The following is a 26787-nucleotide window of genomic DNA, read 5'->3' as shown; positions in this document are numbered from 1 at the left end:
TTTTATCTTTGAACCCTTCCCGAAGCATCACCCTTCATCAAAGCGGTGACTTCGCTTAAAGTAACATGGTTAAAGTCTCCTACCACGCTGTGTTTCAAGCATGAGGCTGCAACGGCAAATTCCACCGCATCTTTTGGAGAATAGTTATTCAGCAATGCGTAAATAAGCCCTCCTGCAAAGGAATCTCCTCCGCCTACCCGGTCAATTATGTGTATCATATACCTCCGGGATCTGTAATAATCCTTCCCATCATAATAAAGGGCTGACCATCCGTTGTCAAATGCGGAAAAACTCTCGCGCAGGGTAATGGCGACGCCTTTAAGAGAAAACCTCTCAAGAAGCTCCTTTGCTACCTCTTTATAACCTTCTTCATTTAGTTCACCTTTAGTAACATCCGAGGAAGAAGCTTTTATACCAAAAACCATTTCAGCGTCCTCTTCGTTTCCGATGGCGTAATCCACATATTTTATAAGTTCGGACATAACTTTGTTTGCTTTTTCCTTTGACCACAGCTTTTTTCTGTAGTTCAAATCGCAGCTTACCGTAATGCCCTTTTCCTTTGCCTTTTTTACGGCATCCAAACAGGCCTGCGCCATATTATCCGAAAGTGCCGGCGTAATACCGGTGAAGTGAAACCATTTTGCACCTTCAAAAATTTTATCCCAGTTAAATTCCTCGGGCTTTGCTTCAGAAATGGAGGAGTGACTCCTGTCGTAAACAACTACCGAAGGCCTCTGAGATGCCCCTATCTCATTGAAATATATCCCCAGTCTTTCTCCTCCCTTTAAAATATAATCGGTTTTAACCCCGTACCTCCTTAAATGATTTATCGCCGCCTGCCCGATCGGGTTATCGGGAACTTTTGTTACAAAGTAAGCATCTTCACCGAAATTGGCCAAACTCACCGCTACATTTGCCTCACCGCCACCGTAGGTGACATCGAAGGACTCCGCCTGCACAAACCTTAAGAAATTAGGCGGTGTCAGTCTCAACATAATTTCGCCAAAAGTAACCACCTTATTTGCCATTATCTCCCCTCCAAAATTTATTTATATTTAGATTTTCCCTTTTGCCTTTTTCACAGCTTCCACAAATTTCCTTGCGGTCTCCTCTACTTCTTTGTAATTGCCGGTTTTAGCCCCTTTCGTAAGCTCTCCTCCGACCCCCACCGCAGGACAACCTGCTTTTATCCATTCCCCAGCATTTTCAAGGCTAACGCCTCCGGTAGGTATTATTTGAGCATAGGGCAGGGGCCCCAATACGGCCTTTACCATGGATGGCCCAAAGGCACTTCCGGGGAATAATTTCACAAAATCCGCGCCGGACTCCATAACTTCTACAATCTCTTTAATAGACATCGCCCCCGGCATGGTTACCTTTCTGTAGCGGTTGCACAATTTTACCATATCGGGGTTAAAGTATGGGCTTACGAAAAACTCCGCACCGGCAAGCATGGCGAGTCTCGCAGTCTCTGCATCCAAAACCGTACCCGCACCTATTAATATCTCATTATTCGGATAAGCTTTTTTCATTTCCTTTATTACATCTATTGCTCCCGGGACGGTCATGGTGATTTCTATGGCATCTATTCCGCCCGCCTTAACCGCTTCCGCAATTTTTATCGCCTGTTCCGGACTTTCCGCCCTTACCACGGCCACTATTCCCGTATCAATAATTCTCTTAATTACATCCCACTTATCCAACAAAATCACCCCTTTGTTTTATATTGTGAAATTTAGTTTTATTTTGTGATATAATATATATACGACACTCAAAAAGATATTCCTCTTTTTCTATTGTGTATATTGCATAAAAATTAAATTAGAATTTGATGTGGAAAAAAACTTAGTAGTAAATTTATATAAAAGTCAGGTAAAAACAATGGCTCATTACAAAGCAAAAAGCCAGGCTAATTCACCTGGCTTTTTGCTATTTTACTTTTTCCGAATTACTCTTCCTTTATAGCCTCTGATGGGCAATTTTCCAATGCTTCTCTTGCTTCATCTTCTAAATCAGCAGGTACTTCCGAATCAATGGCCTGAGCTTTGCCGTCATCATTCCAGCTGTAAACTTCCGGGCAGGTATCAATGCAAAGCCCGCAGCTTATGCATAAATCTTGATCAACAAATACCTTCAAGGATAATACCTCCTTCTAAAATTTTCCTCGTATATTTTACCACAATTACCTTAACTTATGCAAAGGTTTTTTGTTCAATACTTTTTAAAAAATCGGGCGTACGATATAATTGAAATGATTTGAATTGATTTAAATTTATGCTTAGAATATTGTTTTTCGGGAGGATATTGCCATGAATATCTACAGGGGTAAACTCGACGCTGACACTATAAAGCGCGGATTTTTTTCCGGGTTAGAGGTTACATGGCAGCTTGCCAGGATAGTTGTCCCGATTTACTTTATTGTCACTTTTTTAAAGTATACCCCATTGATGAATTTTATTACCAGTATTTTTTCACCATTAATGGGTATATTTGGACTTCCCGGAAAAGCCGCAATTGCACTGGTCCTGGGAAACCTGGTAAATTTGTACGCCGCCATCGGTGCAATGGTATCCCTTTCTTTAACACCAAAGGAAATAACCATCCTGGGAATAATGCTATCCTTCTGCCATAGCCTGCCGGTGGAAACCGCTCTGGCAAAGAAAATAGGGCTTTCCCCTCTAAACGTCATCCTTGTCCGGGCAAGTCTTGCCATAGCTTCGGGAATATTGTTTAACCTTATTTTAAAATGAATATAAAGAAGGTGGTCTCATGTTTTTTATTTTAAAAATTTTAAAAGAAGCCTTTCTCGGTTCCCTGTCTTCGGTAAAGCAGATAGCAATAATCGTCATCCCCATAATGATGTTTTTAGAAATTCTAAAAGACATAGGAATAATAGATAGGATAGCCGAACTCTTTTCGCCCCTTGTAAAGGTATACGGCATGAAGAAGGAATCGGGTTTTCCTTTGGTAATAGGAGTAATAATAGGAATATCTTACGGAGCGGGAGTTATTTTCAAGGCATCCAAGGAATTTTCCCTGCCGAAAAAAGATTTATACCTGGTGACCTACTTTTTAATTTGCGCCCATGCCATATTCGAGGATACCGCCATTATCGCTGCTATCGGCGCCAACGGTTTTTTGATTTTATCCGTAAGGCTCATCGCAGCAGCTTTACTTACCTATGCCGCATCGAAATGGTTTGATAAAAAGGCTCAAAACGAGGTGAATTTATGAACGGAAATGATAAAAACCCCTATAAGGTGATAAGTTTGCCAAAACTTAACGGCTTAAAACCCACCCTGGAATCTACGGCATTAAAGTTGATGGAAGAAGCGGGAGAGCTGGCCCAGGCAATAGGAAAATTCCGGGGTCAAAGCGGCGAGAAGGTCACGATGGAAGAAAAAGAAGTTCTTGACAGAATAGCCCGAGAGCTTTTAGACGTGGCACAGGTAGCCGTCTCCATGATGTTCGTTCTGGAAGAAAATTATAACATAGACACCAATGAAAAAATCCGGCAGCACATAGAAAAACTGAAAGCAAAAGGTTATATAGTAAATTAATTTTATATTTAAATTAATTTTACCTTTCCGATCCCATTTCGCTTACAAAAGAGGCGATATTCTGCAGGAATTCCAAGTTGGTTTTGGTTCTTTTCAGGCGGTTTATTAAGAGGGAGGCCGCTTCCACCGTATCGTAATTGGCCAGGGCTTTTCTTAAAATCCATATGGCTTCCAGCTCGTCTTTTGAAAATAAAAGTTCTTCCCGGCGCGTGCCGGATTTTTTTATGTCTATGGCAGGGTATATTCTTCTTTCCGCAAGCCTTCTGTCGAGGTGGACCTCCATGTTTCCGGTACCTTTGAACTCCTCGTATATCACATCGTCCATCCTGCTCCCGGTTTCTACCAGGGCTGTAGCGATAATTGTTAGGCTGCCCCCTTCTTCAATGTTCCGTGCGGCTCCGAAAAACCTCTTGGGCTTGTGGAGAGCGGCGGTATCAAGCCCTCCCGAAAGGGTCCTGCCCGTTGGAGGAACCACCAGGTTATTAGCTCTTGCAAGCCTCGTAATACTGTCTAAAAGAATGACCACATCCTTCTTGCTTTCTACTAGCCTTTGCGCCCTTTCCAGTACCATGTCCGCAACCCTTATATGGTTCTCGGGCAGTTCGTCAAAGGTAGAGCTTATTACCTCTCCTTTCACCGACCGCTTCATGTCCGTAACCTCTTCGGGCCTTTCATCAATAAGAAGCACAATCAGCTCTACCTCGGGGTGATTCACGGAAAGGCTATTGGCAATCTTTTTCAGCATCATTGTCTTACCCGCTTTGGGAGGTGAAACTATAAGTGCCCTTTGTCCTTTACCAATGGGGGCTATAATATCTATTATCCTGGTGGGCATATCCGAAGGGTCGTATTCTAATTTGAAACGGGGCTGAGGGAAAATAGGTGTGAGAAGGTCAAATTCCTTTCTCGAAATGGCATGTTCAGGAGGAAGCCCGTTTACGGCTCTCACCTGTAAAAGCGCCCTGTACTTTTCTCCTTCCTTGGGCAGCCTTACCTTGCCGCTGACCAAATCTCCCGTTTTCAGGTGGAACTTTCTTATCTGGGAAGGAGAAATGTAGATATCCTCTTCCGAAGGTAATAAATTCTTGCCCCTTAAAAATCCGTAGCCGTCGGGCATTACCTCCAGTACGCCCTCACCGAAATACTCGATTTCATCTTTTTTGATTACTGCTGAAGCTTCATTAAAATACCCGTTGTTAATTTCCTTTAAATCAATAGATTTATTATCCATAATACTTGTACTTTCCACTTTGTTTAATCCTGCTGATTCTTTTGGATTTTGTCTTTCACTACCTTCTTTTTCTTTCTTCCCAATCTCTTCGTAAATTTTTTCTATTAACTCGGCCTTTCTGAACTTATAATAGCCCGGAATCTTCAATTCCTTTGCAATCTCCTGCAACTGACTCAAGGTCATATCTTCTAAATTTTCTATCTGCAAAAATATCCCTCCATCCCAAGAAAGGTATTCCTTTTATGTATATTTATAGTATAAGGCTTTTATTTGAATACTTCAAATGTCATTTAAAAAACCGCTCGATCCTTTTTTAAGGATTCTAAGCGGTTTTTATTTATCCTTTAAGATTCATTGACACAGGGTAATTCTATATAAAATACCGTACCCTTTCCTTTTTCCGAATTAAAGTAAATAACACCCCCGTGGTTTTCCACTATCTTTTTGCAAAGGTAAAGCCCAAGACCCGTTCCCTTTTCTTTTGTAGTAAAAAAAGGAGTAAAAAGCTGGCTTTTTGTGTATTCGTCCATACCTTCCCCGTTATCCTCAAATTCTACCAGAATGCGGTTTTCAAGAGTAGTAGACCTTACGGCTATATATCCCTTTTCTTTAACGGCATCCATCGCGTTTAATAATAAATTAGCAAAAAGGATATTTAAAAGATTTCTATCAGCCATTACATTTACTTTATCGCTCAGGCACAGGGTGTAATCGATCTTTCTATTTTTCATTTCAGCTTCGTAAAAATCAAAGATCTGTTCTAATACCTCTTTAAGGTTGATTTTTTGTATATTACAATTTATGGATTTATAGATTAATAGAATGTCTTTTGCCAGCCCCTCTATCCTCTCCAGCTCCTGCAGGGAGTTATATATGAATTTTCTCCTGCCATCCGTTTCATCCAAGCTGAGTTCTAAAAGCTTTAAATAGCCCTTTATAGCAGTTATAGGGTTTTTAACTTCGTGCATAAGTGTGGAAAAAAAGTTGTTTTTTGAAATATCATCTTCCTCTTCTATATGTATAAGAAAGTTTTTCCCTCTTTCATCCATTTTCAAACAGTAAGGGGTGACGTTGAAAATATAAGTACTGTAATCCGTTTCGTTGATCTTATTTTTTATGATTATTTTGTGAGGCCTGTCCAAATTCATCCCGCTTTCTTCCTTCCCGTCTTTTTAAGATGCATAACTCATTGCCCCGTCCAAATAGTGCTTTAAAATTTCAAGATCAATAGGCTTTTCAATAAACTTTAAACTTCCCTTCAGATACTGGCTTTTTTCCTTAATCTTTGCACCAATTTCCTCCATACCCGAAATTAAAAAAACGGGAATTATTGGATTTATCCTCCACAGTTCCTCCGCAAGCCTCAGGCCGTCCATTTCCGGCAGGTTAAAATCCACTATGGAAAGGTCCACACTTTTTTGTTCTACCAGGGAAAGGGCTTCCTTCGGGGTTTTGGCTTCAAACGGTGAATAACCGAAAAAATCCAGGGCATCCACCAAAAGGGACCTTACGTACTTCTGGTCCTCCACTACCAAAACATTCCCCTTTTTCATAATACCCCCCACCTTTTAAATATTCTAAAATTTTTAAATAGTTGTTTTAGATATATATTCTTCGTTTTTTTAAAAAATCCTCCTTTATCTGGTAAAAAAAGCGGGATTTTCTCCCGCTTTAATTACCACTCGTTGTTAAAGGAATATATATTACGTTTTCTAAGTTGAGTTTTGCAAGGTAATACTGAAAAATTCCGTAGGCTTCCTGAAGCTGGGCCTGCTTTAAAGCTTCTTCCGCCTGGGCAAGGTCAACGCTCCTTATTAGCCCCTCTTTATAGTTCAAGAGAGAAAGCCGGTAGCCTTCCTTTGCCAGTTCTACGGCTTTTTCATAGGTTTTTAAGTTATCCCGGGCGGCGAGAAATTCAAGATAAACCTTTCTTACTTCCTTTTCCGCATTGCTTTTTGCATCCTCGTATTTTATCTGGGCTTCTTTATAATTTAATTCCTTCTCCTTGTACTTAAAAGTGTTTTCGGGATAGACCTTTTTAATCATATCAAAATCGTAGCCCGCAATCTCCATGTTTTTCTTGGCCTGCACCACATCCATCCGGCTTTCCATCGCCCTGGCTACAAGCGGCTCAATTCCTTCTATTTCTTCCTTTTCCGGCTTTATAAGTTCATCTTTTAATACTATCTTTTTATTGTAGGAAACATTTAATAACTTTTTTAAATCCAAAAAAGCCTTCTCTTCCTCCACCTCTGCATTTCTCAAGTCCGACTGCGCCTGGGCTAATTTTAAATCCGCATCCATTAAATCCTTTTTTGCAATCAAGCCTAACTTAAAATTCTCTTCTGCAATTTTAAATATTTCCTCTGCCCTGTTTAAGCTACTTTTTCTGATCTCATAATTTTTCTGGGCAAGCAGTGCTTTGTAGTAGGATGCGATTAATCCGTACCTAACCATTTTCTCAGCCGAATTCCGGGAAAGTTGAGCCATCGTAAGCTGGAAATCCGCCTGCCTTTTTTGAAGCTCTACCTGATACTGGTAATCAAAATCGGAGGTCGTCACCGGCAGGGAACTGAGGCTTTGTGAAAGCAGTGGATTACTTTTAAGTTCTTCCTCCCTCTTTTTAGCCTCTTTATCGTTGAATTCTACCACATCTTTGAAAAGCTGTGCTTTATCAATGGAAATCCGGGCAAGCTCTATTTGACGGCTGTTTTCTAAGGCCAGCTTTAAAGCATCTTCAAGGGTAATTTCCAAAGGTGGCTCCCCCTCCTGACTTTTTATGGATGGGGATAAGATAAAAGCCGATAAAAAGATTACTAAAATCGTCGCCGCAATTTTCCTTTTAAAACCCTTTTTATTCATGCCTTTCACCCGCTTTCGTTAGACTTAATTGGTTTTTCTGAAAAGCTTTATCCTCTGCCCTATGTCTTCAAAAATAGTGTATACAACAGGTATTACAATAAGGGTAAGCATTGTGGATACCGTAAGTCCACCTATCACGACGGTAGCCATGGGCGCCCGAAGCTCTCCTGCTTCCCCGAGTCCCAGAGCTAACGGGAAAAGCCCGAGGATCGTGGTAAGAGTTGTCATTAAAATTGGCCTCAATCTCATCGGACCTGCTTCTAATATAGCTTCAGTCCTTGAATACCCCCTTGCTCTCAGCTGATTGATAAAATCAATAAGAACAATGGCATTGTTTACGACAATACCTCCGAGCATTATTACACCGATAAAGGCCGGAACGTTTAGATTCCTTCCTGTCAAAACCAGCGATAGAACCACCCCGATGACCGCTAAGGGTACGGAAAACATTATTATAAAGGGCTGGAACAGCGATTCAAACTGCGCTGCCATAACCATATACACCAGGAGAACAGCCAGAATCAGGGCGAAACTTAGATCAGCAAAAGCTTCTACTAACTGTTCCTGTTCGCCCCCCATTTTTATCTCGTATCCCGGAGGAAGGGGAATGGTTTTTAACTTTTCTTCTATCTCACGGTTTACCACACCCACAGGCCTTCCGGAAATCGCCCCGGATACCGTTACAGCCCTTACCTGATCTTCTCGATTAATTGCTACAGGACCGTTTTCTTTTTTAATTTCGGCTATCTGCGATAACGTCACCAGGCCACCGGTGGGGGTTGGTATGATAAGGTTTTCTAATTTATCTATGCTCGATACCACATCCTCATCAGCTTTTACAACAACGTTTATCTCTTCTCCTTCGTATTTATATTTGGTAGCGGTGAACCCCGATAAATTGCTCTCAATGATCTTTGCAATCTGGGCTGAATTTAAGCCGTAAAAGGCAGCCTTTAATTTATCCACTTTAATCTGGATTTCCGGCCTTCCTTTATCCAAGCTGCTTTCCACTTCCCGGGTGCCGTCCACAGACCTTACCGCAGTTACCACCCTATCCGAAATTTCCTTCAATTTACTAAGGTCGTCCCCCTTAATAACTATGGAAATGGGCTTTAATAAATTGCCTCCCGAAAAATCGAAGGTGCTAACGGATCTTACCGTAATTTTTGCTCCCGGAATGGTCCTGCAAATACTCCTGATTTCATCGGCTACCTGCGAGCTTTTTCTTTTTCTTTCAGAAAGAGGTTTAAGCTTTATGCTCACCTGGGCCTCGTTTTTGCTGGTGGTAGAAAAGCCCATTCCCGATCCGCTTCCCGATACTCCCACATTCGTTAAAATTCCTTCTATCTCCTTTATATTTTTTATCTTATCAACCAATAAATTTACCGTTTCCTCCACTTTTTCCAGTCTGGTACCGTAGGGCATTTCGATGCTGACATTGATCATCCCCGCATCCGACTGGGGCAAAAATTCGGTGCCCACAAGCGGTATTAACGCAAGGCTTACTATAAAAAGCACGGTAGCTGTAGCCACTACTTTCTTTCTATTTTTCAACGCCCAGGCCAGTAATTTTCTGTATTTTTTCTCTACATTTTCGTAAAATAAGGAAAATTTTTCTATTATGGAAATCTTATTGCCCTTATCGGCAATCATCAACCGGGATGACAAAAGAGGCACCAAAGTAATGGCTACCGCCAAGGATGCCAGAAGAGAAAAGGTAACCGTAAGGGCAAGCTCTTTAAACAGCTGAGCGGTTATACCTTGTATAAAAACAATTGGCAAGAATACGGCAATAGTGGTCAATGTAGAAGCCACAATGGCATTGGTGACCTCATTTGTACCGTTGATGGCAGAAGCGATACTATCTTCCCCGCGCTCCCTGTGCCTGAAAATATTTTCCAGAACCACTATGGAGTTATCCACGAGCATTCCTACCCCGAGAGCTAAGCCTCCGAGGGACATCATGTTTAATGTAAGATGGTTGAAATAAACGAGTATAAAGGTAGAAATTATGGATATAGGGATAGAAAGACCTATTATCAAAGTAGTGCGGAGATTCCCTAAGAATAAGTATATTATGAGCACTGCAAGCAAAGCCCCGCTGTAGGCATTTCCTACCACTCTATTTATAGCTTTCTTTATAAATTCCGCCTGATCAAAAATAGGGACAAAATACAGGTTATTGCCAGCGCTTTTCTTTAGGCTATCCAGCTCTTTTTGTACCTTATCCGCAACCTTGACGGTGTTGTAGTCGCTCTGTTTTTGAATAATCAATGTAATGCTGGGTTTTCCATTGTACTTGGATATAGTGGTAATATCCTTGTGAGTATCTTCTACCCGGGCAATATCTTTAAGGGGTATAGTTATCCCCGATGGCAATGTAATAGGTAAATTTTCAATTTCCGACACACTCTTAAATTCCGAAAGGACTCTCACAAGGTAGTCCCTTTCTCCGTAGGCGATGGACCCTCCCGATAAGTTCAGGTTCTCCATCTGCAGTGCTCTTGCAATATTATCCATGGTTATTCCGTAAAAAATGAGTTTTGAAGGATCTACCTTTATATGGATTTCCCTCTCGGTGCCCCCTACAATGTCTACCGAGGCCACACCCTCAGCCCTGAGGAGTTTTGGTTTTATTTCATCTTCAGCATATTTTTTTAGCTGGGAAATATCGTCCATTCCGTATACCGCCACTTCCATTACCGGAAGCATGGAAGGGTCAAATTTAAAAATTTGAGGACTTTTAACCTCCGATGGAAGATAAGCCTTTACCATATCGATTTTTTCCCTCAAGTCAAGGGTGGCAAAGTCCATGTTGGTGCCCCAGTTAAACTGCACTATTACGGTGGAATAACCCTCATTGGAAATCGAACTAATACTTTTTACATTTTTTACTGTCGCAATTATTTGTTCTAAAGGTTTAGTCACCATATTTTCTACTTCTTGAGGTCCGGCATCGCTGTACTCGGTTACCACAACCGCGATGGGGAAAGAAAAATTGGGCAGAAGGTCAATTCCCAGCCTTGTTAGAGATACAAAACCCAGCACCAGTATAACAAGAATTATCATGAGCATGGTTACCGGGCGCTTTATGGAAAAGGATGCAAAGCTCATTATTTTTCACTCCCGCTAATTATTTCTACTTTATCTTTATCCTCCAAGTAATCCTGACCTTCCACTACCACCTTTTCTCCTTCTTTAACCCCTTCCAGCAATTGAACGTAACCCGAAAGGGTATCCCCTACCTTTACCTTCCTCAAGTACGCGGTATTATCCGATACCACAAACACCGCTTTATCCTGTCCAAAAGACAGCACGGCGTTTTCCGGTACAAAAAGACCCTCCAATTCCTTTACCTTGATTCCCACCTTGGCCAGCATACCCGGTTTTAAAAGTCCTTTATCATTATTAACAATCACTTTCACGGGGTAAGTTTGAGTTTTCGGATCCTTGTAGACCCCCACATCGGCTATTTCTCCGTCCCCGGAATAACCCGCAGCATCTACCTTTATCACGGCTTTATCCTTCGGTTTTACAGCATTTACCTTATTTTCCGGCAAATATACCTTCACTTCCAGAGCTTTAATATTACCCAGCGCCGCTACTACCGTCCCGGCTCCCACAAATTGCCCTTCTTTCACGTTAATCGATCCCACCGTTCCATCCGCCGGTGCGGTGATTACCGTGTTTTCCAGAGCGCTCATGGCGGTGTCCAAAGCGGCCTTTGCTTGATCAAGCTGGGCTTTCGCCCCTTCTATCATATCGGGTATGGCCTTTTCCTTTGTTAAAGACAGTTGTGTTTTTGCAGATTCTAATTGCTCCTTTGCAATTTTATATTGCAATTCCACATTTTCAAATTGCTGTTTGGAGATTGCTCCCTGCTCATACAGATTTTTCATCTTCTCGTAATTATTCAGCGCATTATTGTAATTTAACTGGGCCTGAGTAACCGCGGATTCCAATCTTTCCACTTCCTGGACCGACTGACTGTTTTTTATCCTGGAATAATTGGATAAAGCAATATCGTAGGCTGCTTTAGCCTGATTCACCTGATTCATAACATCCTTAGCTTCCAATCTTATCAGGGCATCGCCTTTTTTTACTTCCTGTCCTTCTTTCACCAGGACCTTTTCCACCTTGCCCGACATTTTAGAAACCAAAGCTATTTGGCCCTCAGCTTCCAAAAGTGCGGGAAATTCCTGAAACTCCGATACAGTTTGGGTTTTTAAATCCAAAACTTTGACAGGTACCTTTTCTTCCTGAGACTGAGGCGTGTTTTTTTTCATACCGCAGCCCGCTGCCACAAATAAAAGGAGAAAAACCACCGTAAAGATAGTCATCAATTTTTTCAAGTTACTCTTTCCTGTGTTGCACATCCTTCAACCCCTCCTGATCCTGAAATAATTCTCAAATGCCAGGGTAATAATTATCAAAGCTGAAAGCCAAATCCCCCCTATCAAAAATCCTGCAAAAACATCCGATGGGTAATTCAACAAATTATATACCCTGCAAAAACCGATAAAAGCGGTAAGCAATAAATCAATAAAAATTATAGCATATTTTTTGGTTTTTTTATCTAAAATTTTTATAGTCAAAAAAACTGCATATCCTACAAAGGAGGTAAAAACCAGAACCGATCCGCTGGGAAAACCGTATTTAAAAAACAAACTCATGGGAATTTCCTGAACGGGCCTTAATCTTTGAATCTCATTTTTTAATACTAACTGAATCACTAAGGCCCCCGAAAAAGAAGCAAAAGTCAGAAATAAATAGAGTAATTTTTTATAAATATAAAAAACAAAACCCGTGCATATTATAAAAACAGTTATTACCGCAACTGGTGATTCCACAGCTTCTATAAAATTTCTGGTGATTGTATCCATCAAGGGCGATTTAAAATGCGCGAGAATGAAATTTACAATTGCACCATCGATTAAGTCCAGCTCCTTTTCCCTTAATCCGTCTACAATTTTTAAAAAAACCAACGCAGCAACGGCGCTGTAACTTACTCCAGCTATGACATATACACCAAATTCTCCAAATTTCTCGAGAAATAAAGAAACGGAAAACTTAATTTTTTTATAAAACGGTGAAATCCAAATTTTTACCCTCACAAAAAAACCGCTTTTTAAAATAATGTAGTAAACAACAAAAATAATACCTATTAAAGCGAATGACCCCGGTCCTAAATATTTATTAATTAAAAGCTCCGCTCTTTCTCCAAAAGAACGTATAATAAAAGCCTCTAAAAAAAACCGGGCGCTCCTGCTAAAAAAAGCAGCAATAAAAAAGGAAAAAATGTCCATCCTGAATATACCCGAAGCAATAGTAAAAACTTTATAGGGTATTGGCGTAAAACCCGCAATAGCTACAGCCCAGGCTCCGTATTTTTTAAAATAATCTTCAATTAACCTTAATCTTGAGTTATTTACAAATTTGTTTAAAAGACTTCTTCCCGCCCTGACCCCTAAAAAATAACCGAAGAGCCCTCCCAGCGCGGAAGCAATTGAAGCGATAAAAGCATAAAATAAAGATTTTTCGGTATGCTTTAAACAGAGGGGAATTAATACCAGATCGGGCGGAACGGGAAAAAAAGATGCTTCTAAAAAGGATAAAAGAAAGAGCCAGAGAGCATTGTTTTGCATAAAAAACATAATCCTCGCACCCTTTTAATAATTATTTACTTAAATATCCTATCAAAAAATACACAAAATATAAATGTGTAACGGGAAAATTCCCATTATTTTTCAATATTTAATAATTATTTATGAAAAAAATCCCTAGGGATGGTTTTTAGACTCAATTTGAAAAAAATAGAAGCAAAACCGCCCATATACGTGCTTTAAATTAGAATAATAGAGGTATATAATCTTTAATAGTGCTTATCGAAATTTTTGGCACTTAATCAAAAACATTTTATACAAAGAGGGGGATAAAATGGAACTCCCACAGATAATATATATTATAGCGGTTTTTCTGTACTTATTCTTCTTCGTCCTCTTTTTAAGGTATTTTTTCTGGATGAATTACTCCAATAAATACTACTGGTCCAGGAGAAGACCCCTCAGTTTGTTAGACCTGAAAAGAATAGCCAAAGAAAAAAATAAAAAAATCCCCATGTTTTCAATTTTGGTCCCCGCAAGAGAGGAAGCGGAAGTAATCGGTCAGACCATTGAAAACCTCGCAAAATTAAATTACCCTCACAATCTGCTGGAAATAATCGTGATAACCGATGAAAAAGAGCTGGAAAAAGGAGCTGCGGTGACCACTCAGCAAGTAGTTGAACAAAAAATTGAGGAATTTAAAAAGAGAAAAAATGTTCCTATTTTAAAACACGTAATGGTGCCTTACGACTTTGACGGTTTCTATCAGGGTATGTGTATCGGAAAGTCCGTTCCTTCCACGAAAGGCAGAGCATTAAACTACGGTTTATCGTTTATAGATAAAAATTCGGATATTTGCGGATTTTACGATGCGGAAAGTCATCCAGAAAAAGACGTGCTTTTATATATAGCTTATCGCTGGTTGTCCTCCGACCGGAAAAATTTAATATGGCAGGGGCCGGTTTTTCAGGTAAGAAATTTCTTTTTCCTGAGCCCTGTTACAAAAATTGCTTCCCTTTATCAAGCCTTAGCTCACGAATGGTATATGCCGGTTCTCATGAGGCAGCTTCCCTTTGTAGGAGGGACAAATCTTTTTATCGAATCAAAGCTTTTAAAAGAGATAGGCGGTTTTGATTATAATGCCCTTACCGAAGACCTGGAAATAGGTGTTAGAGCCTATTTGGAAAAGGATGCCTGGCCCGAATATTTCCCTTACGTCAGTACCGAGCAGACTCCTGAAAATTATAAATCCTTTTTCAGGCAGAGGCTGAGGTGGGCTTCGGGGCACATTCAGGTAATCGAAAAATTCCGCAAAGTCAATAATTATGATTCGGAAAAGAAAAAGGCTATAATAAAAAATCTCCTGCTTAAAGGAGAAGTAGAATGGACTCTCTATCAGCTGGCAGTATTAATCCCGGTAGCCGTTTTGATTCTGAGTATGAAGGGTCTTATAAAACCCGTTTTTCTCCCCGCACCTCTTGAATGGACCCTGAGATCTTTCGTTTTTATTTACTTTGGATTCACCTATTACCTTTACATAAAATACCTTAAATTCATGAAGTTCAGGAGTAAACTTCATACTTTCACAGCCCTATTGCAGCTTTTATTCCTTCCACTGGCGGGATTTTTATTGCCTCTACCTTATACATCCGCACTTATTCTAAGGGCTTTAAATAAGCAACCCAGGGTATGGGTAAAGACCCCCAGAACTCAGGAAGCTGTAGATCTAAGCGTAAAAAATATTTAATGGATTTTCGAAAGATAAAAACCTTCATAAGTAGAGCACACACTTATGAAGGTTTTTTTTATTTATTCACCCTTATATTGTTTTATATTGTTAGGGAAACTAAAAAATGAAAAATATTTTTGAAGGAGGATGCTTATGAAAGAAATATATCTTAATTTCGGTAAGGAAATAAATTCCTGCGATATACAAAACTTAAACAAAACCCTGGAAAAATTGGAGCCCGGTCAAGAAATAATTATTCAATTGGAAGCTGCTGATGCCCATCAGGCAGATGTAGTAATAGAAAATCTCAGGAATAGTAATTTTGACCTCCAGCCCCATGGCGGACATAACGGTGAATACTATATAATTGCAAAAAAGAAAGGATAAAAAGGACTTATAAATCCTTCACATCTTCTTCAAAGAGGGATGAAAAATTTTTAAGTTCCATTAAACTTAAATCCCTCAATTTTTTATTCTTTTTAATGCAGTAAGACACCATTTTTCCTACCACTTCGTGGGCATGTCGAAAGGGCATCCCTTTTTTAACCAGGTATTCCGCAAAATAAGTGGCATCTATAAAGCTATCTTCTACCGCTTTTTTCATATTTTCCTTTTTTACCTTCATCGTTTTTAAAAGCCCGGGAAGTACGCTAAGGCAGGCTATAACCGTATTTACCGTATCAAAGAGCGGTTCTTTGTCTTCCTGCATATCCCTGTTGTAGGAAAGCGGAAGCCCCTTCATCATCGTCAAAACCGAAATTAAATTTCCGAATACCCGCCCCGTTTTCCCCCTGATGAGCTCCAGTACGTCGGGGTTTTTCTTTTGAGGCATAATGCTGCTCCCCGTAGAGTAAGCATCGTCCAATTCGATAAAATTAAATTCGGATGTGCTCCATAATATCAAGTCTTCGGCCAACCTGGAAAGATGCACCATTATTATGGAAGAAGCAGATAGGAATTCCAGGATAAAATCCCTATCGCTTACCGCATCTATTGTATTTTCATATATTTTAGAAAAACCCAGCTGTTCTTTTACAAAAACCCTGTCGATGGGAAGAGTGGTCCCGGCTAAGGCACAGGCGCCGAGGGGCATTAAATCGGCGTTTTCCTTTGCTTTTAAAAACCTCCCTTTATCCCTTCTCAGCATATGGTAATAAGCCTTAAAGTAATCCGAAAGAAAAATTGGTTGAGCCCTTTGCAAATGGGTGTAACCCGGAACTACGGTATTTTGATGATTTAGGGATAATTCCCATAAAGTACCCATGAGAATATCTATACCTTTTACTACCTCATCTATCTTTTCTTTAACATAAAGGTGCATATCAAGAGCTACCTGGTCGTTCCTGCTTCGGGCCGTATGAAGCTTTCCGGCCACCGTGCCTATTTTTTCAAAAAGCCTTCTTTCAATATGCATGTGTATATCTTCCAATTCCGCCGTATATTCAAACATTCCATTTTCGATCTCAGCCTTTATTTCCAGTAATCCCTTTATAATTTGAGCCGCTTCTTCCTTCGATATTATACCGGTTTTCGCCAGCATCCGGGCATGAGCCATACTTCCAATTATGTCCTCTTTATAAAGGTCTTTATCAAAATAGATAGATGCGGTAAATTCTTCTACAAGCGCATCGGTATCCTTTTCAAACCTTCCACCCCACAGTTTTTTATTCATCAAACCACCCCGTATCATTATTTTCCTTTATTTACCTGGGAAAATACCTTTGTGGGGAGCCCAAAAAGCTTAATAAAACCTTTTGCTGCATTGTGGTCGAACAAATCTCCTTCGGCATAAGTGGCCAGTTTAACATCGTACATTGAATTTATTGATTTCCTTCCCACCACTTCCGCAGTTCCTTTAAATATTTTTATACGTACAATTCCATTAACGTATTTTTGAGTTTCTTCAATAAATGCGTCTAAGGCTTCCTTCAAAGGAGAAAACCATAAGCCGTTGTAAATTATTTCTGCGTATTTTTGTTCAATAATGTATTTAAAATGCTGCACCTCCCGGGGAAGGGTAAGGCATTCTAATTCTCTATGAGCTTTTATTAAGAGGAGCGATGCCGGACATTCATAAACCTCCCTGGATTTTATCCCCACCAATCTATTTTCTATATGATCAATCCTTCCAAAACCGTTTGCTCCCGCTATCTTATTCAATTTCTCTACGATTTCTACCTGGGAAAATTCTTCTCCATTTAATTCTACCGGTTCTCCTTTATAAAAGGTTATTTCCACATAGGATGGCTCGTTCGGCGCATCTTTTATTGAAACGGTCCATTCAAACGCTTCCTCCGGCGGTTCCACCCATGGATCCTCTAAGACTCCGCACTCAATGCTCCTTCCCCACAGATTTTGATCTATGCTGAAGGGATTTTCTTTTTCCACAGGTATTGGGATTCCATGCTTTGCCGCATATTCCACCTCTTCTTCCCGGGACATGCTCCATTCCCTTACGGGTGCAATAACGGTAAGTTCAGGTGCTAAAGCCGCTACCGATACATCAAACCTCACCTGATCATTTCCCTTGCCCGTACATCCGTGGGCTACTGCAAAAGCCCCTTCTTCCTTTGCGACCTCTACCAGGAGCTTCGCAATCAGCGGTCGTGAAAGTGCGGAGCTCAGAGGATAAACTCCTTCATAAAGGGCATTGGCTTTCAGTGCAGCAAAAGCGTAGTTTTTTAAAAATTCCTCTTTAACATCAAATACGTAACTTTTTATAGCTCCAATTTTTAAAGCCTTATTTTTAATAAACTCTAAGTCCTTACCCTCCCCTAAGTCTGCGCATAAAGCCACCACTTCACAATCGTATTTTTCTTTCAACCACTTTATTGCTACCGAAGTATCGAGTCCTCCCGAATAAGCAAGGACCACCTTTTTCATTTTACATTCCTCCTTAAAAACATTTTTAGATCATCAGCGAAATGAGAATTGCCTTCTGGACGTGAAGTCGATTTTCCGCCTGATCAAACACAACAGAATTGGGGCCATCCAGCACCTCATCAGTGATTTCCTCCCCCCTGTGTGCCGGCAAACAGTGCATAACTATTACATCTTTTTTGGCCTTTTTCAAAATTTGCCCGTTAACCTGATATCCGGAAAAAACCTTCTTCCTTTCCTCCGCCTCCCTTTCCTGCCCCATGCTGGTCCATACATCGGTATAAATTACATCCGCGTTTTCAGCAGCTTCTATCACATCTTCGGTTACGATGATTTTAGAATTGTTCATCAGTGAATCCTCTTTTGCTTTATTCAAAACATCTTTCCCCGGCTGATACCCTTTCGGAGAAGCCACCGCAATGTCCATGCCCACTTTTGCACATCCAAATATGAGTGAATTTGCCATGTTATTACAGCCATCGCCTATGAACGCCAATTTCAGTCCCGAAAGCCTTCTCTTTTTTTCATAAATAGTAAATAAGTCTGCCAGTGCCTGGCAGGGATGTTCATAATCCGTCAATCCGTTTATTACCGGTACGCTCGCAAAACTTGCCAATTTTTTTACATCTTCATGGTAATAGGCTCTTATCATAATTCCATCCACATATCTTGATAAAACCCGTGCGGTGTCTTCTATTGTTTCTCCCCGCCCCAATTGAAGGTCGCTTTTATTCAGGTAAAGGCCGTAACCTCCCAGCTGCCACATGGCCACTTCAAAGGAAACCCTTGTCCTGGTAGAATTTTTTTCAAAAATCATCGCTAAGGTTTTACCCTTTAATGGCTGATAATTAATGTCCCTTCCCCTTTTTTTAATAGATTCTGAAAGAGAAAGTATCTTTAATATTTCCTTTTTATTGAGCTCACCGATCTCCAGGAGGTCCTTTCTTTTTATCCCGTGCATGGTTTCTTCCACGCAAATGTTAATACCCATACAATCACCCCCACTTATATTATTTATAATTATAAATATTATTGAATAATTATGCAATATGTTTTCAAAAAAAAATTACCGTTTTTTATTAACGGCTATATAAATCTTAAAATTAAAAAATTTTTTCTATCCACTTATCGATTTTTTGCTTCTCCTTTAAGACCCCTTGAAAAAGGTCCCCTACTTTTTTTAGCCTTTCGGGCATGTTTCTTATATTGAATGCATCAGGTAAAACGCCTTTTTCAAGCTCTTCCCATGTAACCGGTGCCGAGACGGGAGCACCGGGGAGCGGTCTTGGACTATACGGAGCTATAAGGGTTTTACCTTTTACGTTTTGAAGATAATCTAAATAGACTTTACCCTCTCGATTTTTCACATTTCTCTTTGTCGTAGATTTTTCCGGAAAAGTTTTTTCAAGAACCCTGCAGAAAAACTCCACAAAATTTCTTACCTCATTATAGGTATACTGCGGTTTTACGGGAACAAAAATTTGAATTCCGGTAGCCCCCGATGTCTTTGGAAAACCTTTAATCCCTTCCATATCAAATATATTTTTTAATGCTAAGGCTAATTGCCGGGCATCCTCAAACCCTGTATTTTCCATGGGATCTAAATCAAATACGGCAAAGTCCGGATAGTCTATTGTTTCAATACGAGAAAGCCAGGGGTGAATCTCGAGACTTGCCTGATTGGCCGCCCAAAGGAGGCTTTTCAAATCATTCAGGACCGCATAGCGTATTATTTTTTTTCTACCATTATTGAAGCTTACTTCATCGTAAGTCTTTAACCATTCGGGTGCGTAATCGGGTATGTTTTTTTGGTAAAAAGCCTTGCCTTTTATTCCATCGGGATAGCGCGTAAAGACCACCGGGCGATCTTTTAAGTAGGGTAATAAAAAGGGGGCTATTTTCACGTAATAATTTATAAATTCGGCCTTTGTTATATTTTCATCAGGCCACATCTTTTTTGAAAGATTGCTGAGTTTTAATTTTTCGCCTTCTACTACTACTATGGACAAAGGTCTCACCTGCCGATCTTAAAATTGTAAAAAATGATAAAATGGGCACAATAATTATGGTGATTAACTATGATAATACCGGGGATACCCTTTATCCCGATGGAACCGGTACCTTATCCTGAGCCTTTTGATGATACAAATTTTGGTTTTCAGGTAAAGTGGGACGGCACAAGGATAATTGCCCATTCTCACGGTAAGGTTGAACTTTTTAACCGAAAAAAGAGTAAGCGTACGGAACGCTACCCGGAAGTGGTGGATGCACTTGCTGAAGCCCTGAAAAATACGCGGGCAATATTAGATGGAGAAATCATAGCAATTAAAGATGGAAAACCCAATTTTCACCAGCTAATGAGAAGGGATAAAGCCTCAGACCCCCGGACCGTAAAATATTTAGCGTCAAGAATACCCGTCACCTATGTGGTATTTGATATCCTCTTTTGGAAGGAAAAAAGCCTTATACATTTACCCTTTTTTCAACGAGACCAGATATTAAAATCCTCCCTGAACTCTTCGGACCCTGTTGTGGTAACCGATACCTTTCCCGGCAAAGGAAAAGCCTTATTTGATGTAATAAAGGAAAAAGGCTGGGAAGGTATAGTAGCAAAAAGGATGGACAGCATCTACGAGATTGGAAAAAAGAGCGAAAAATGGCTTAAAATAAAAAACCGCCGTCAGATAACCGCCCTTATAGGCGGATTCCTTTCGGAAGGTAAAAAAGTCCGTTCCCTTTTCTTGGGACAAATGTTAGAAAACGACCTTGTGTTTATTGGCAGAGCCGGGAGCGGCCTTGACGAGATCGAAAAAAAGCTTTTATTTGAAGCTTTGTCAAACACTGTCGAAAAAATCTGCCCCTTTTCATTTCCCCCTGATGTCCAAAAAGGAGAAAAGCCGGTCTGGGTTTCACCCATTATAAGTGTGGAGGTAGAATTCTTTGATTACACCGAAGAGGGCTATCTCAGGCAACCGGTAATTCGCCGGATAAATTTAGTTTCATGAGGTAGCCCTCTTTTTCCTGCGGCCAGAAGTGCGTTCCTTGCCTTCCTTTTCCTTTTCCACCAATGCCAGGCTCGCTCTGAGGGCTTCCATCAGATCTACCACCTTTTCTTCCTTAGCAGCAGGTATTTTTACCTCCTGGCCTTCCACTTTTGCCTTTATTATTTCAAGAAGAGCCTTTCTGTACTCATCGGTGTACTTTTCAGGAATAAACTGAGTGGATAAAGAATTTATAAGCTGCACCGCCATTTTTATTTCGTTTTCATGCAGCTTTATATTGGGCGAAAGCTCTATCTCGCCGACATCCCTTACCTCATCGGGATAAAACATGGTTTCCATTACTAAGTAGTTTTCACCGAAAGGCCTCAGGCACGCAAGGCTGTATTTCGACCTTATCATCACCTTTGCTATTGCAATTTTCCCCGTCTTTTTTAAAGCCTCAATGAGTAAAAGATAAGCCTTCTGACCGGTTCCTTCAGGACCAAGATAATAGGAATGATCAAAATAAACCGGATCTATTTCTCTTAGGTCAACAAAATCAACGATGTCAATGGTTCGCACGGTTTCATCGGGGATTGCCTCTAAGTCCTTATCCTCAATAACTACAAATTTTCCCTTTTCGTATTCGTAACCCCGGGCTATTTCCTCGTCCTTTACCTTTCGATTGCAAAAAGGGCATACTTTTTCATAGCGTATGGGAGTGCCGCATTCCCTGTGTATTTGCCTGAAGCTCAGATTCTTTCTTTCGGTAGCCGCATACATTTTTACAGGGACGTTTACAAGCCCAAAACTGATGGAACCCCTCCAGAGAGCCCGCATCAAGTATCACCTCCTCATTTTAATATTTCTCATTTAAAAATTTATTATCCTTAAAAACAAATAATTTATTATTAAGCTTTATAAATTGTACAGTATAAAGCTGATTCTTTTTAACCTGTCATTTACAATGTTCCAATCCACATTTTGAATAAATGCCTTTATATAGTCAGCTTTTCTCGTACCGTAATCTATAAAATAGGCATGCTCATATACATCCATTACCAGCAAAGCGATGGCGTTTTGAACTACACCATAGTCATGGGCATCCAGTAAATAATTATGAAGCCTTCCATCCCGGAGGTCGTATACCAGGATTGCCCAGCCTCTTGCCGAAATTCCTGTAGTTATGAAATCCTCTCTCCAGGTATTAAAAGAACCAAAATCCCTCTCGATAAGCCTTAATAGTTCCCCTTGACGGATCTCTCCCGACCCACCCAGGTTTTCAAAGTACAGCTCGTGAAGGATTACACCATCGATGGCATAGGTCTCGGCTTTCTTCAGCCCGCGGAATTCACTGTAGGTGGAATTGGCTTTTGCCCTGTCTGCGGTTAAAAGCAGGTCTCTTATTTCATTTATCTTGTTTACATAGCCTAAATACAAAACCTCATAGTGTTCCAGTATCTGACGTTCCGAGAACCCCGGCATTATCAATAACCTGGGATTTAACGGAATTGGATTTATATTATTTCCACTAACTTTCATATTGACCCTCCTTTGAATTGTTCAGTAATAAAATATTATGCCAAAGGCTTTTTTGTGAAAAAGCCTTTGGCATTTCACAGATTCATCTATTCACCGTTAAATTTTAATTATCATTATCCCGGATATGACCGTGTTTGTGTCCGTGCCCGGGGCCAGGTTTTGGGCAATCTTCTTCCATCATTTCCAGCAAATCAACGACTTTTTCAAATTTGAACTGCAGCAGCATTTCTTTTTTTATGATCATTTGTAAAATTTCCTTAACGCTTTTTTGTAATTTTATTAGGTCCCCAGGATTTGATACTTTTTCCGTTACCTTCTGTATTTTTTCACCTTCAGCATTTAGTATATGGGCAAGAGCAGCTTCTTCTAAGGCTATTGACTCCAATATATCTATTACACTTTCTTCAAAATCTCTCTCGGGTATTACCGGCATCGACATCTATTATCACTCCTTAAATCCTTTATTTCAATTTATTTTACTATTAGAATATGATTTCCTTTAAAAAATAGTTCATAAGTTTGAAAAACTTGATTTTTTGTGCTGAAATAAAATTCTTTTTAAAAAAATAACCTTTATAAAAGGCTTTCGGACTAAATCCCGAAAGCCTTTTTCTTAACAATTGCTCTTATCCTTATTAAGGTACTTTGCAATTATATCCATGGCACAAAACTTGCCGCACATAGTACAGGTCTTTACATCCGATGAATTTCTCTCTTGCCTGTATTTTCTTGCCTTTTTTGGGTCTATTGAAAGCTTAATTTGTTCTTCCCAATCAAGGTTTTTTCGAGCTTTTGCCATTTTTAAATCCCTTTCCCATGCACCCGGAATGCCTTTTACTATATCCGCCGCATGAGCCGCAATTTTAGATGCAATAACCCCAATCCTTACATCTTCCTCATCAGGCAGTCCTAAGTGCTCTGCTGGAGTTACATAGCAGAGAAAATCAGCCCCCGCCCAAGCAGCTAAAGCCCCTCCTATTGCAGCAGCGATGTGGTCGTAACCCGCAGCAATATCGGTCACAAGAGGCCCCAAGACGTAAAAGGGTGCTTCATGGCAGAGCCTTTTTTGAAGCCGAATATTGGCCTCGATCTGGTCAAGGGGCACATGTCCGGGTCCTTCCACCATCACCTGCACTCCCTGTTTTACCGCTTCCTGTACCAGCTCCCCAAGTATTAAAAGCTCCTGAATTTGCGCCCTATCGGTAGCATCGGCAAGGCATCCCGGCCTTAAGCCGTCTCCCAAACTCAAAGTAACATCGTATTTTTTCGCTATTTCAAGTAGCCTGTCAAAGTGTTCATACAGGGGATTTTGTTTTTCGTTTTTAAGCATCCAGGCGGTTATGAAGGAACCGCCCCTGCTTACTATGTCCGTTATCCTGCCCTCCCTGCGAAGCCTTTCCACCGCCTCCAAGGTAAGGCCGCAGTGGACGGTCATAAAATCCACACCTTCTTCTGCCTGCTTTTCTATTACTTCAAAAAGTTCCTCTTCGGTAAAGTCTATGATACTCCCGTATTTATTTTGCGCCATAACTCCCACTTCATAAATCGGCACCGTCCCAACAGGGACATCGACTTCTGTAAGAATAACCTTTCTTATTGCCCCGATATCCCCCCCGGTAGAAAGATCCATTATCGTATCTGCCCCGGCTTCTACCGCGACAATTGCTTTTGATAATTCCGATTCTAAAAAAGGGTATTTTTCGGATGTGCCTATATTTGCATTAACCTTGGTTGAAAGGCCCTTCCCTATTCCGCACGGTTTTAATCCCCTGTGATTCGGATTAAAAGGAATTACTATCTTACCTGTAGCTACTCCCTCTCTTACTTTTTCTGGACTTATTCCTTCTTTTTCCGCTACTTCCTTCATTGCTTCGGTTATAATACCCTTTTTGGCCGCTTCTAACTGAGTCATCTTTTCCCCTCCAATTTTTAAAATAATTAACCCATGTTTCTTTTTATTATATTCTTTAAGAACCTTACATTTTCAGAAACATCTCCCTTTAAAATAGCTGAAATACAGCACACACCTTTTATGTTGTATTTTAGAACTTCTTGAATATTTTCCTTAGAAATTCCACCTATTGCTAAAATGGGAATAGGTATTTTTTCTGTAATTTCCTTCAAGGTTTGCAAGCCAACGTATTTTGCGTCTTTTTTTGACGGTGTAGGAAAAATTGCACCCACGCCTATATAATCTGCACCGTATTTATAGGCCTCTTCAGCCTCTTTTAGGCTTGAAGCAGAAACACCTATTATTTTTTTATAACCAATTACTTCTCTCACAACTTTTGCAGGTAACTCCTCCTGCCCTAAATGCACACCATCAGCATCAACAGCAATTGCTATATCCACTCTATCGTTTATTATCAAAGGCACTCCGTATTTCTTCGTAACTTCCCTTAACTTTAGTCCCATCTCATAAAACTCCCTATCGGAGATATTTTTTTCTCTAAGCTGTACAACGGTAACCCCTGCATTTATTGCTTCCTCCACCGCATCAAAAAGACTTCTGCCTTTTAGATAAGTTCTATCGGTTACGAGATACAGGGAGTAATCCACATTTTTCATGCCAAAAGCACCTCTTTTAAATTAATTATTGAATCTAATGCAAAAATGGTTTACGGGTCCCCATCCCCTTCCGATATTTCCCGAAGTTTTTATTGCGCGGGTAATATAAAGCTTAGCATACGCCACCGCTTTTTTTATATCCATACCTTTTGCCAAATTGGCACAAATGGCCGCCGAAAACGTGCAGCCGGTGCCGTGGGTGTTTTTTGTATTAATTTTTTCTTCCTCAAAAAATACGAAATTTTCTTCTCCTAAGTATAAAATATCGATAGCCTTATTCCCCTCTAAATGCCCTCCTTTTATAAGAACTGTCCTGCAGCCCAATTTGGCAATATCCTTTGCAGCCTTTTTCATCTCCTCTATATTTTTTATTTTTCTTTCCGCAATTACCTCTGCTTCTTCCCTGTTGGGAGTAATGATTAAAGCCTTCGGTACTAATTTTTCAATCAAAGTTTTTATGGCATCTTTTTCTAAAAGCCTGTGACCGGATTTTGAAATCATCACGGGGTCCAGGATTATTTTCTCCGGTTTGTATTCTTCAAGGCCTTCAGAAATTGCTTCGATAATTTCCTTCGTCGAAACCATGCCAATTTTCACCGCATCGGGGAATAAGTCTTCAAAAACCGCTTTCATCTGAAGATAGACCATATCTTCTGAAATATTTTGCACCCCCAGCACCCCGAGGGTATTTTGAGCGGTAACCGACGTAATTACTGACATCCCATAGACTCCGTGGCTGAAAAAGGTTTTTAAATCCGCCTGAATTCCCGCCCCTCCGCCGGAATCGGAGCCAGCAATGGTTAAAGCAAGTTTCATAATTTTTCACCCCTTAAAATTTTATTTTAGTGTGCATTTAAATAATCCGAAATCAATTTTGCCGCTTTCTTACCCGATAAAAGCATTCCTCCGAAAATTGGCCCCATCCTGTATCCGCCGTAAACATTATTTGCAGCCATTCCCGAAACAAAAAGACCCGGGGCTATCATTTTCGTATTATTAATTACATCCTCTTCTCCCTTTTCTGCATTCATAAAAAATTCGTTCACCAAATCGACTTTAGTTCTTTTATTATAAAGATTTACCAGTACTGCCTCATGCCCTGTGGCATCCAAAACGGCCCTTGAAACAAGCACCATGGGATCAACGTGAAGTTTTTGAAGTTCTATTGCTGAATTATTAACTACAACTCCTGAAATTTTTTCGTCAATATAATATAAATCTACTACTGAAATTAAATTAAAGATTTTAATATTATTGAAGGAAGTTGTTTTTGCAATTAGACTGCTGGCAAAACTTATTGAAGATACTATTAACGCATTTTCCTCTTCCTTATACGGTATTTCTAACTCTTTTAAAATTCCTTCCACATCCTTTTGCAAAATCACCCTGTTAAAGCTCATTGCTCCTCCCCATATTCCTCCACCGGGCGAAAGTTTTTTATCCAAAACTGTTACCTTGAATCCCTTTTGGGCAAGTAGAATAGCACAATAAAGACCTGATGGCCCAGCACCTGCAATAATTACATCCGATGAAACGGCATCGTAGAGGTCTTCAAAATAACTTTTGAGAATCAATCTGCTAATTTTTTCATCTGAAACAGGATTTGTAATATTTTTCATCATAAAAGCCATCTCCTTTTCTTTAAATTTTTTTACTTTTTAAAATAAAAGTGCCTACCCGAATAGGTAGGCACAAATTTTCAGCTCTGTGCTTCCCTACGCGGGCATTATCCCGGTCAGGTTCGAGGGGTCGAAGCATTAAAGCTTCCTCTCAGCCTTTCGGCTCCCCCAGCACGTATCCTATAAATTTTATTAAATTTTTATTACAGCTT

27 protein-coding genes and 1 riboswitch are annotated in these 26787 nt (G+C 40.2%); of the genes, 6 read left to right on the top strand and 21 right to left on the bottom strand.

Annotation, left to right across the window (positions count from 1 at the left end; translation table 11 throughout):
* Positions 1 to 2 precede the first annotated feature (2 nt).
* From ACPLOV_RS00310 to ACPLOV_RS00300, 3 genes are all read right to left on the bottom strand, one after another.
* Entirely contained in the window at positions 3 to 1028 is a 1026-nt protein-coding gene (locus tag ACPLOV_RS00310) for a PfkB family carbohydrate kinase (protein WP_424908487.1), read from the bottom strand.
* Positions 1029 to 1055: 27 nt separating this feature from the next.
* Positions 1056 to 1703: a bifunctional 2-keto-4-hydroxyglutarate aldolase/2-keto-3-deoxy-6-phosphogluconate aldolase gene (locus tag ACPLOV_RS00305; protein WP_424908486.1), complete on the bottom strand. Its 648-nt coding sequence runs from the start codon at positions 1701 to 1703 to the stop codon at positions 1056 to 1058.
* Between the two features lie 245 nt (positions 1704 to 1948).
* The gene (locus ACPLOV_RS00300; protein WP_068747522.1) at positions 1949 to 2137 is read right to left on the bottom strand and encodes a ferredoxin; all 189 of its coding nucleotides are present in this window, start codon (positions 2135 to 2137) and stop codon (positions 1949 to 1951) included.
* A 172-nt stretch (positions 2138 to 2309) separates the two neighbouring features.
* Between ACPLOV_RS00300 and ACPLOV_RS00295 the strand changes: the two genes are divergently transcribed.
* Genes ACPLOV_RS00295 through ACPLOV_RS00285 form a run of 3 tightly spaced genes read left to right on the top strand, consistent with a single transcriptional unit; the run spans position 2310 to position 3560 of the window.
* Positions 2310 to 2750 (top strand): nucleoside recognition domain-containing protein, encoded by a 441-nt coding sequence (locus ACPLOV_RS00295; protein ID WP_424908485.1) that lies wholly within the window; start codon positions 2310 to 2312, stop codon positions 2748 to 2750.
* 19 nt (positions 2751 to 2769) lie between these two features.
* Complete coding sequence (locus ACPLOV_RS00290; RefSeq protein WP_424908484.1) at positions 2770 to 3234, top strand: nucleoside recognition domain-containing protein; 465 nt, start codon at positions 2770 to 2772, stop codon at positions 3232 to 3234.
* On the top strand, positions 3231 to 3560 hold the full coding sequence (locus ACPLOV_RS00285) for a MazG-like family protein (protein ID WP_424908483.1): 330 nt from the start codon (positions 3231 to 3233) through the stop codon (positions 3558 to 3560). The genes ACPLOV_RS00290 and ACPLOV_RS00285 overlap by 4 nt, the downstream gene beginning before the upstream one ends.
* A gap of 19 nt (positions 3561 to 3579) precedes the next feature.
* Here the strand turns inward: ACPLOV_RS00285 and rho are convergent, their stop codons facing one another.
* From rho to ACPLOV_RS00250, 7 genes are all read right to left on the bottom strand, one after another.
* Positions 3580 to 5004, bottom strand: coding sequence for a transcription termination factor Rho (gene rho / locus ACPLOV_RS00280; protein ID WP_424908503.1), 1425 nt, complete (start codon positions 5002 to 5004; stop codon positions 3580 to 3582).
* Between the two features lie 131 nt (positions 5005 to 5135).
* Positions 5136 to 5939 (bottom strand): two-component system sensor histidine kinase NtrB, encoded by an 804-nt coding sequence (locus tag ACPLOV_RS00275; protein WP_424908482.1) that lies wholly within the window; start codon positions 5937 to 5939, stop codon positions 5136 to 5138.
* A gap of 24 nt (positions 5940 to 5963) precedes the next feature.
* A complete protein-coding gene (locus ACPLOV_RS00270; RefSeq protein WP_424908481.1) occupies positions 5964 to 6344 on the bottom strand; it encodes a response regulator in 381 nt (126 codons plus the stop codon).
* A 118-nt stretch (positions 6345 to 6462) separates the two neighbouring features.
* Positions 6463 to 7653 carry a TolC family protein gene (locus ACPLOV_RS00265; RefSeq protein ID WP_424910260.1) on the bottom strand — a complete coding sequence of 397 codons (1191 nt, stop codon included), beginning with the start codon at positions 7651 to 7653 and terminating at the stop codon, positions 6463 to 6465.
* A gap of 24 nt (positions 7654 to 7677) precedes the next feature.
* Complete coding sequence (locus ACPLOV_RS00260; RefSeq protein WP_424910259.1) at positions 7678 to 10767, bottom strand: efflux RND transporter permease subunit; 3090 nt, start codon at positions 10765 to 10767, stop codon at positions 7678 to 7680.
* A complete protein-coding gene (locus ACPLOV_RS00255; RefSeq protein ID WP_424910258.1) occupies positions 10767 to 12029 on the bottom strand; it encodes an efflux RND transporter periplasmic adaptor subunit in 1263 nt (420 codons plus the stop codon). Before ACPLOV_RS00255 ends, ACPLOV_RS00260 begins: the two co-directional genes overlap by 1 nt.
* Before the next feature lie 3 nt (positions 12030 to 12032).
* A complete protein-coding gene (locus ACPLOV_RS00250) occupies positions 12033 to 13307 on the bottom strand; it encodes a VTT domain-containing protein (protein ID WP_424910257.1) in 1275 nt (424 codons plus the stop codon).
* A 283-nt stretch (positions 13308 to 13590) separates the two neighbouring features.
* Here ACPLOV_RS00250 and ACPLOV_RS00245 point away from each other — a divergent pair, with 283 nt between their 5' ends.
* Both ACPLOV_RS00245 and ACPLOV_RS00240 read left to right on the top strand, forming a co-directional pair.
* On the top strand, positions 13591 to 15003 hold the full coding sequence (locus ACPLOV_RS00245; RefSeq protein ID WP_424910256.1) for a glycosyltransferase: 1413 nt from the start codon (positions 13591 to 13593) through the stop codon (positions 15001 to 15003).
* A 135-nt stretch (positions 15004 to 15138) separates the two neighbouring features.
* A complete protein-coding gene (locus ACPLOV_RS00240) occupies positions 15139 to 15372 on the top strand; it encodes a hypothetical protein (RefSeq protein WP_424910077.1) in 234 nt (77 codons plus the stop codon).
* Positions 15373 to 15379: 7 nt separating this feature from the next.
* On the opposite strand, the gene argH is transcribed toward ACPLOV_RS00240, so the two are convergent.
* The 4 genes from argH to ligD all read right to left on the bottom strand — a co-directional run bounded on the left by argH (position 15380) and on the right by ligD (position 19874).
* The gene (argH, locus tag ACPLOV_RS00235; protein ID WP_424910255.1) at positions 15380 to 16657 is read right to left on the bottom strand and encodes an argininosuccinate lyase; all 1278 of its coding nucleotides are present in this window, start codon (positions 16655 to 16657) and stop codon (positions 15380 to 15382) included.
* Positions 16658 to 16674: 17 nt separating this feature from the next.
* On the bottom strand, positions 16675 to 17868 hold the full coding sequence (locus ACPLOV_RS00230) for an argininosuccinate synthase (protein ID WP_424909120.1): 1194 nt from the start codon (positions 17866 to 17868) through the stop codon (positions 16675 to 16677).
* A gap of 25 nt (positions 17869 to 17893) precedes the next feature.
* Complete coding sequence (gene argF, locus ACPLOV_RS00225) at positions 17894 to 18856, bottom strand: ornithine carbamoyltransferase (protein WP_424910254.1); 963 nt, start codon at positions 18854 to 18856, stop codon at positions 17894 to 17896.
* A gap of 112 nt (positions 18857 to 18968) precedes the next feature.
* Positions 18969 to 19874: a non-homologous end-joining DNA ligase gene (gene ligD, locus ACPLOV_RS00220; RefSeq protein ID WP_424909118.1), complete on the bottom strand. Its 906-nt coding sequence runs from the start codon at positions 19872 to 19874 to the stop codon at positions 18969 to 18971.
* A gap of 69 nt (positions 19875 to 19943) precedes the next feature.
* Here ligD and ACPLOV_RS00215 point away from each other — a divergent pair, with 69 nt between their 5' ends.
* Complete coding sequence (locus ACPLOV_RS00215) at positions 19944 to 20870, top strand: DNA ligase (protein WP_424909117.1); 927 nt, start codon at positions 19944 to 19946, stop codon at positions 20868 to 20870.
* Here the strand turns inward: ACPLOV_RS00215 and ACPLOV_RS00210 are convergent.
* The 7 genes from ACPLOV_RS00210 to ACPLOV_RS00180 all read right to left on the bottom strand — a co-directional run bounded on the left by ACPLOV_RS00210 (position 20865) and on the right by ACPLOV_RS00180 (position 26578).
* Positions 20865 to 21686 carry a Ku protein gene (locus tag ACPLOV_RS00210; RefSeq protein WP_424909116.1) on the bottom strand — a complete coding sequence of 274 codons (822 nt, stop codon included), beginning with the start codon at positions 21684 to 21686 and terminating at the stop codon, positions 20865 to 20867. The genes ACPLOV_RS00215 and ACPLOV_RS00210 overlap by 6 nt on opposite strands.
* A gap of 78 nt (positions 21687 to 21764) precedes the next feature.
* The gene (locus tag ACPLOV_RS00205; RefSeq protein WP_424909115.1) at positions 21765 to 22388 is read right to left on the bottom strand and encodes a superoxide dismutase; all 624 of its coding nucleotides are present in this window, start codon (positions 22386 to 22388) and stop codon (positions 21765 to 21767) included.
* A gap of 103 nt (positions 22389 to 22491) precedes the next feature.
* Positions 22492 to 22827 (bottom strand): hypothetical protein, encoded by a 336-nt coding sequence (locus ACPLOV_RS00200; protein WP_424909114.1) that lies wholly within the window; start codon positions 22825 to 22827, stop codon positions 22492 to 22494.
* A 174-nt stretch (positions 22828 to 23001) separates the two neighbouring features.
* Positions 23002 to 24300: a phosphomethylpyrimidine synthase ThiC gene (gene thiC, locus ACPLOV_RS00195; protein ID WP_424910253.1), complete on the bottom strand. Its 1299-nt coding sequence runs from the start codon at positions 24298 to 24300 to the stop codon at positions 23002 to 23004.
* A gap of 26 nt (positions 24301 to 24326) precedes the next feature.
* Positions 24327 to 24947 carry a thiamine phosphate synthase gene (gene thiE, locus ACPLOV_RS00190; protein WP_424910342.1) on the bottom strand — a complete coding sequence of 207 codons (621 nt, stop codon included), beginning with the start codon at positions 24945 to 24947 and terminating at the stop codon, positions 24327 to 24329.
* A 30-nt stretch (positions 24948 to 24977) separates the two neighbouring features.
* Complete coding sequence (gene thiD, locus ACPLOV_RS00185; protein WP_424910252.1) at positions 24978 to 25772, bottom strand: bifunctional hydroxymethylpyrimidine kinase/phosphomethylpyrimidine kinase; 795 nt, start codon at positions 25770 to 25772, stop codon at positions 24978 to 24980.
* A 26-nt stretch (positions 25773 to 25798) separates the two neighbouring features.
* Complete coding sequence (locus ACPLOV_RS00180; RefSeq protein WP_424910251.1) at positions 25799 to 26578, bottom strand: sulfide-dependent adenosine diphosphate thiazole synthase; 780 nt, start codon at positions 26576 to 26578, stop codon at positions 25799 to 25801.
* Positions 26579 to 26651: 73 nt separating this feature from the next.
* Positions 26652 to 26755: riboswitch (TPP riboswitch) on the bottom strand.
* Positions 26756 to 26787: the final 32 nt, after the last annotated feature.

It is taken from the genome of Thermovenabulum sp. (assembly GCF_049723235.1).
Lineage (GTDB): Bacteria > Bacillota > Thermosediminibacteria > Thermosediminibacterales > Thermosediminibacteraceae > Thermovenabulum.
This window is presented reverse-complemented; position numbering and strand designations above follow the sequence as displayed.

Coding starts and splice junctions, on each gene's coding strand:
- ACPLOV_RS00310 (WP_424908487.1), bottom strand. CDS start 1,028: ATGGCAAATAAGGTGGTTACTTTTGGCGAAATTATGTTGAGACTGACA.
- ACPLOV_RS00295 (WP_424908485.1), top strand. CDS start 2,310: ATGAATATCTACAGGGGTAAACTCGACGCTGACACTATAAAGCGCGGA.
- ACPLOV_RS00290 (WP_424908484.1), top strand. CDS start 2,770: ATGTTTTTTATTTTAAAAATTTTAAAAGAAGCCTTTCTCGGTTCCCTG.
- ACPLOV_RS00285 (WP_424908483.1), top strand. CDS start 3,231: ATGAACGGAAATGATAAAAACCCCTATAAGGTGATAAGTTTGCCAAAA.
- ACPLOV_RS00275 (WP_424908482.1), bottom strand. CDS start 5,939: ATGAATTTGGACAGGCCTCACAAAATAATCATAAAAAATAAGATCAAC.
- ACPLOV_RS00270 (WP_424908481.1), bottom strand. CDS start 6,344: ATGAAAAAGGGGAATGTTTTGGTAGTGGAGGACCAGAAGTACGTAAGG.
- ACPLOV_RS00265 (WP_424910260.1), bottom strand. CDS start 7,653: ATGAATAAAAAGGGTTTTAAAAGGAAAATTGCGGCGACGATTTTAGTA.
- ACPLOV_RS00260 (WP_424910259.1), bottom strand. CDS start 10,767: ATGAGCTTTGCATCCTTTTCCATAAAGCGCCCGGTAACCATGCTCATG.
- ACPLOV_RS00255 (WP_424910258.1), bottom strand. CDS start 12,029: ATGTGCAACACAGGAAAGAGTAACTTGAAAAAATTGATGACTATCTTT.
- ACPLOV_RS00250 (WP_424910257.1), bottom strand. CDS start 13,307: ATGTTTTTTATGCAAAACAATGCTCTCTGGCTCTTTCTTTTATCCTTT.
- ACPLOV_RS00245 (WP_424910256.1), top strand. CDS start 13,591: ATGGAACTCCCACAGATAATATATATTATAGCGGTTTTTCTGTACTTA.
- ACPLOV_RS00240 (WP_424910077.1), top strand. CDS start 15,139: ATGAAAGAAATATATCTTAATTTCGGTAAGGAAATAAATTCCTGCGAT.
- argH (WP_424910255.1), bottom strand. CDS start 16,657: ATGAATAAAAAACTGTGGGGTGGAAGGTTTGAAAAGGATACCGATGCG.
- ACPLOV_RS00230 (WP_424909120.1), bottom strand. CDS start 17,868: ATGAAAAAGGTGGTCCTTGCTTATTCGGGAGGACTCGATACTTCGGTA.
- argF (WP_424910254.1), bottom strand. CDS start 18,856: ATGGGTATTAACATTTGCGTGGAAGAAACCATGCACGGGATAAAAAGA.
- ACPLOV_RS00215 (WP_424909117.1), top strand. CDS start 19,944: ATGATAATACCGGGGATACCCTTTATCCCGATGGAACCGGTACCTTAT.
- ACPLOV_RS00210 (WP_424909116.1), bottom strand. CDS start 21,686: ATGCGGGCTCTCTGGAGGGGTTCCATCAGTTTTGGGCTTGTAAACGTC.
- ACPLOV_RS00205 (WP_424909115.1), bottom strand. CDS start 22,388: ATGAAAGTTAGTGGAAATAATATAAATCCAATTCCGTTAAATCCCAGG.
- ACPLOV_RS00200 (WP_424909114.1), bottom strand. CDS start 22,827: ATGTCGATGCCGGTAATACCCGAGAGAGATTTTGAAGAAAGTGTAATA.
- thiC (WP_424910253.1), bottom strand. CDS start 24,300: ATGACTCAGTTAGAAGCGGCCAAAAAGGGTATTATAACCGAAGCAATG.
- thiD (WP_424910252.1), bottom strand. CDS start 25,772: ATGAAACTTGCTTTAACCATTGCTGGCTCCGATTCCGGCGGAGGGGCG.
- ACPLOV_RS00180 (WP_424910251.1), bottom strand. CDS start 26,578: ATGATGAAAAATATTACAAATCCTGTTTCAGATGAAAAAATTAGCAGA.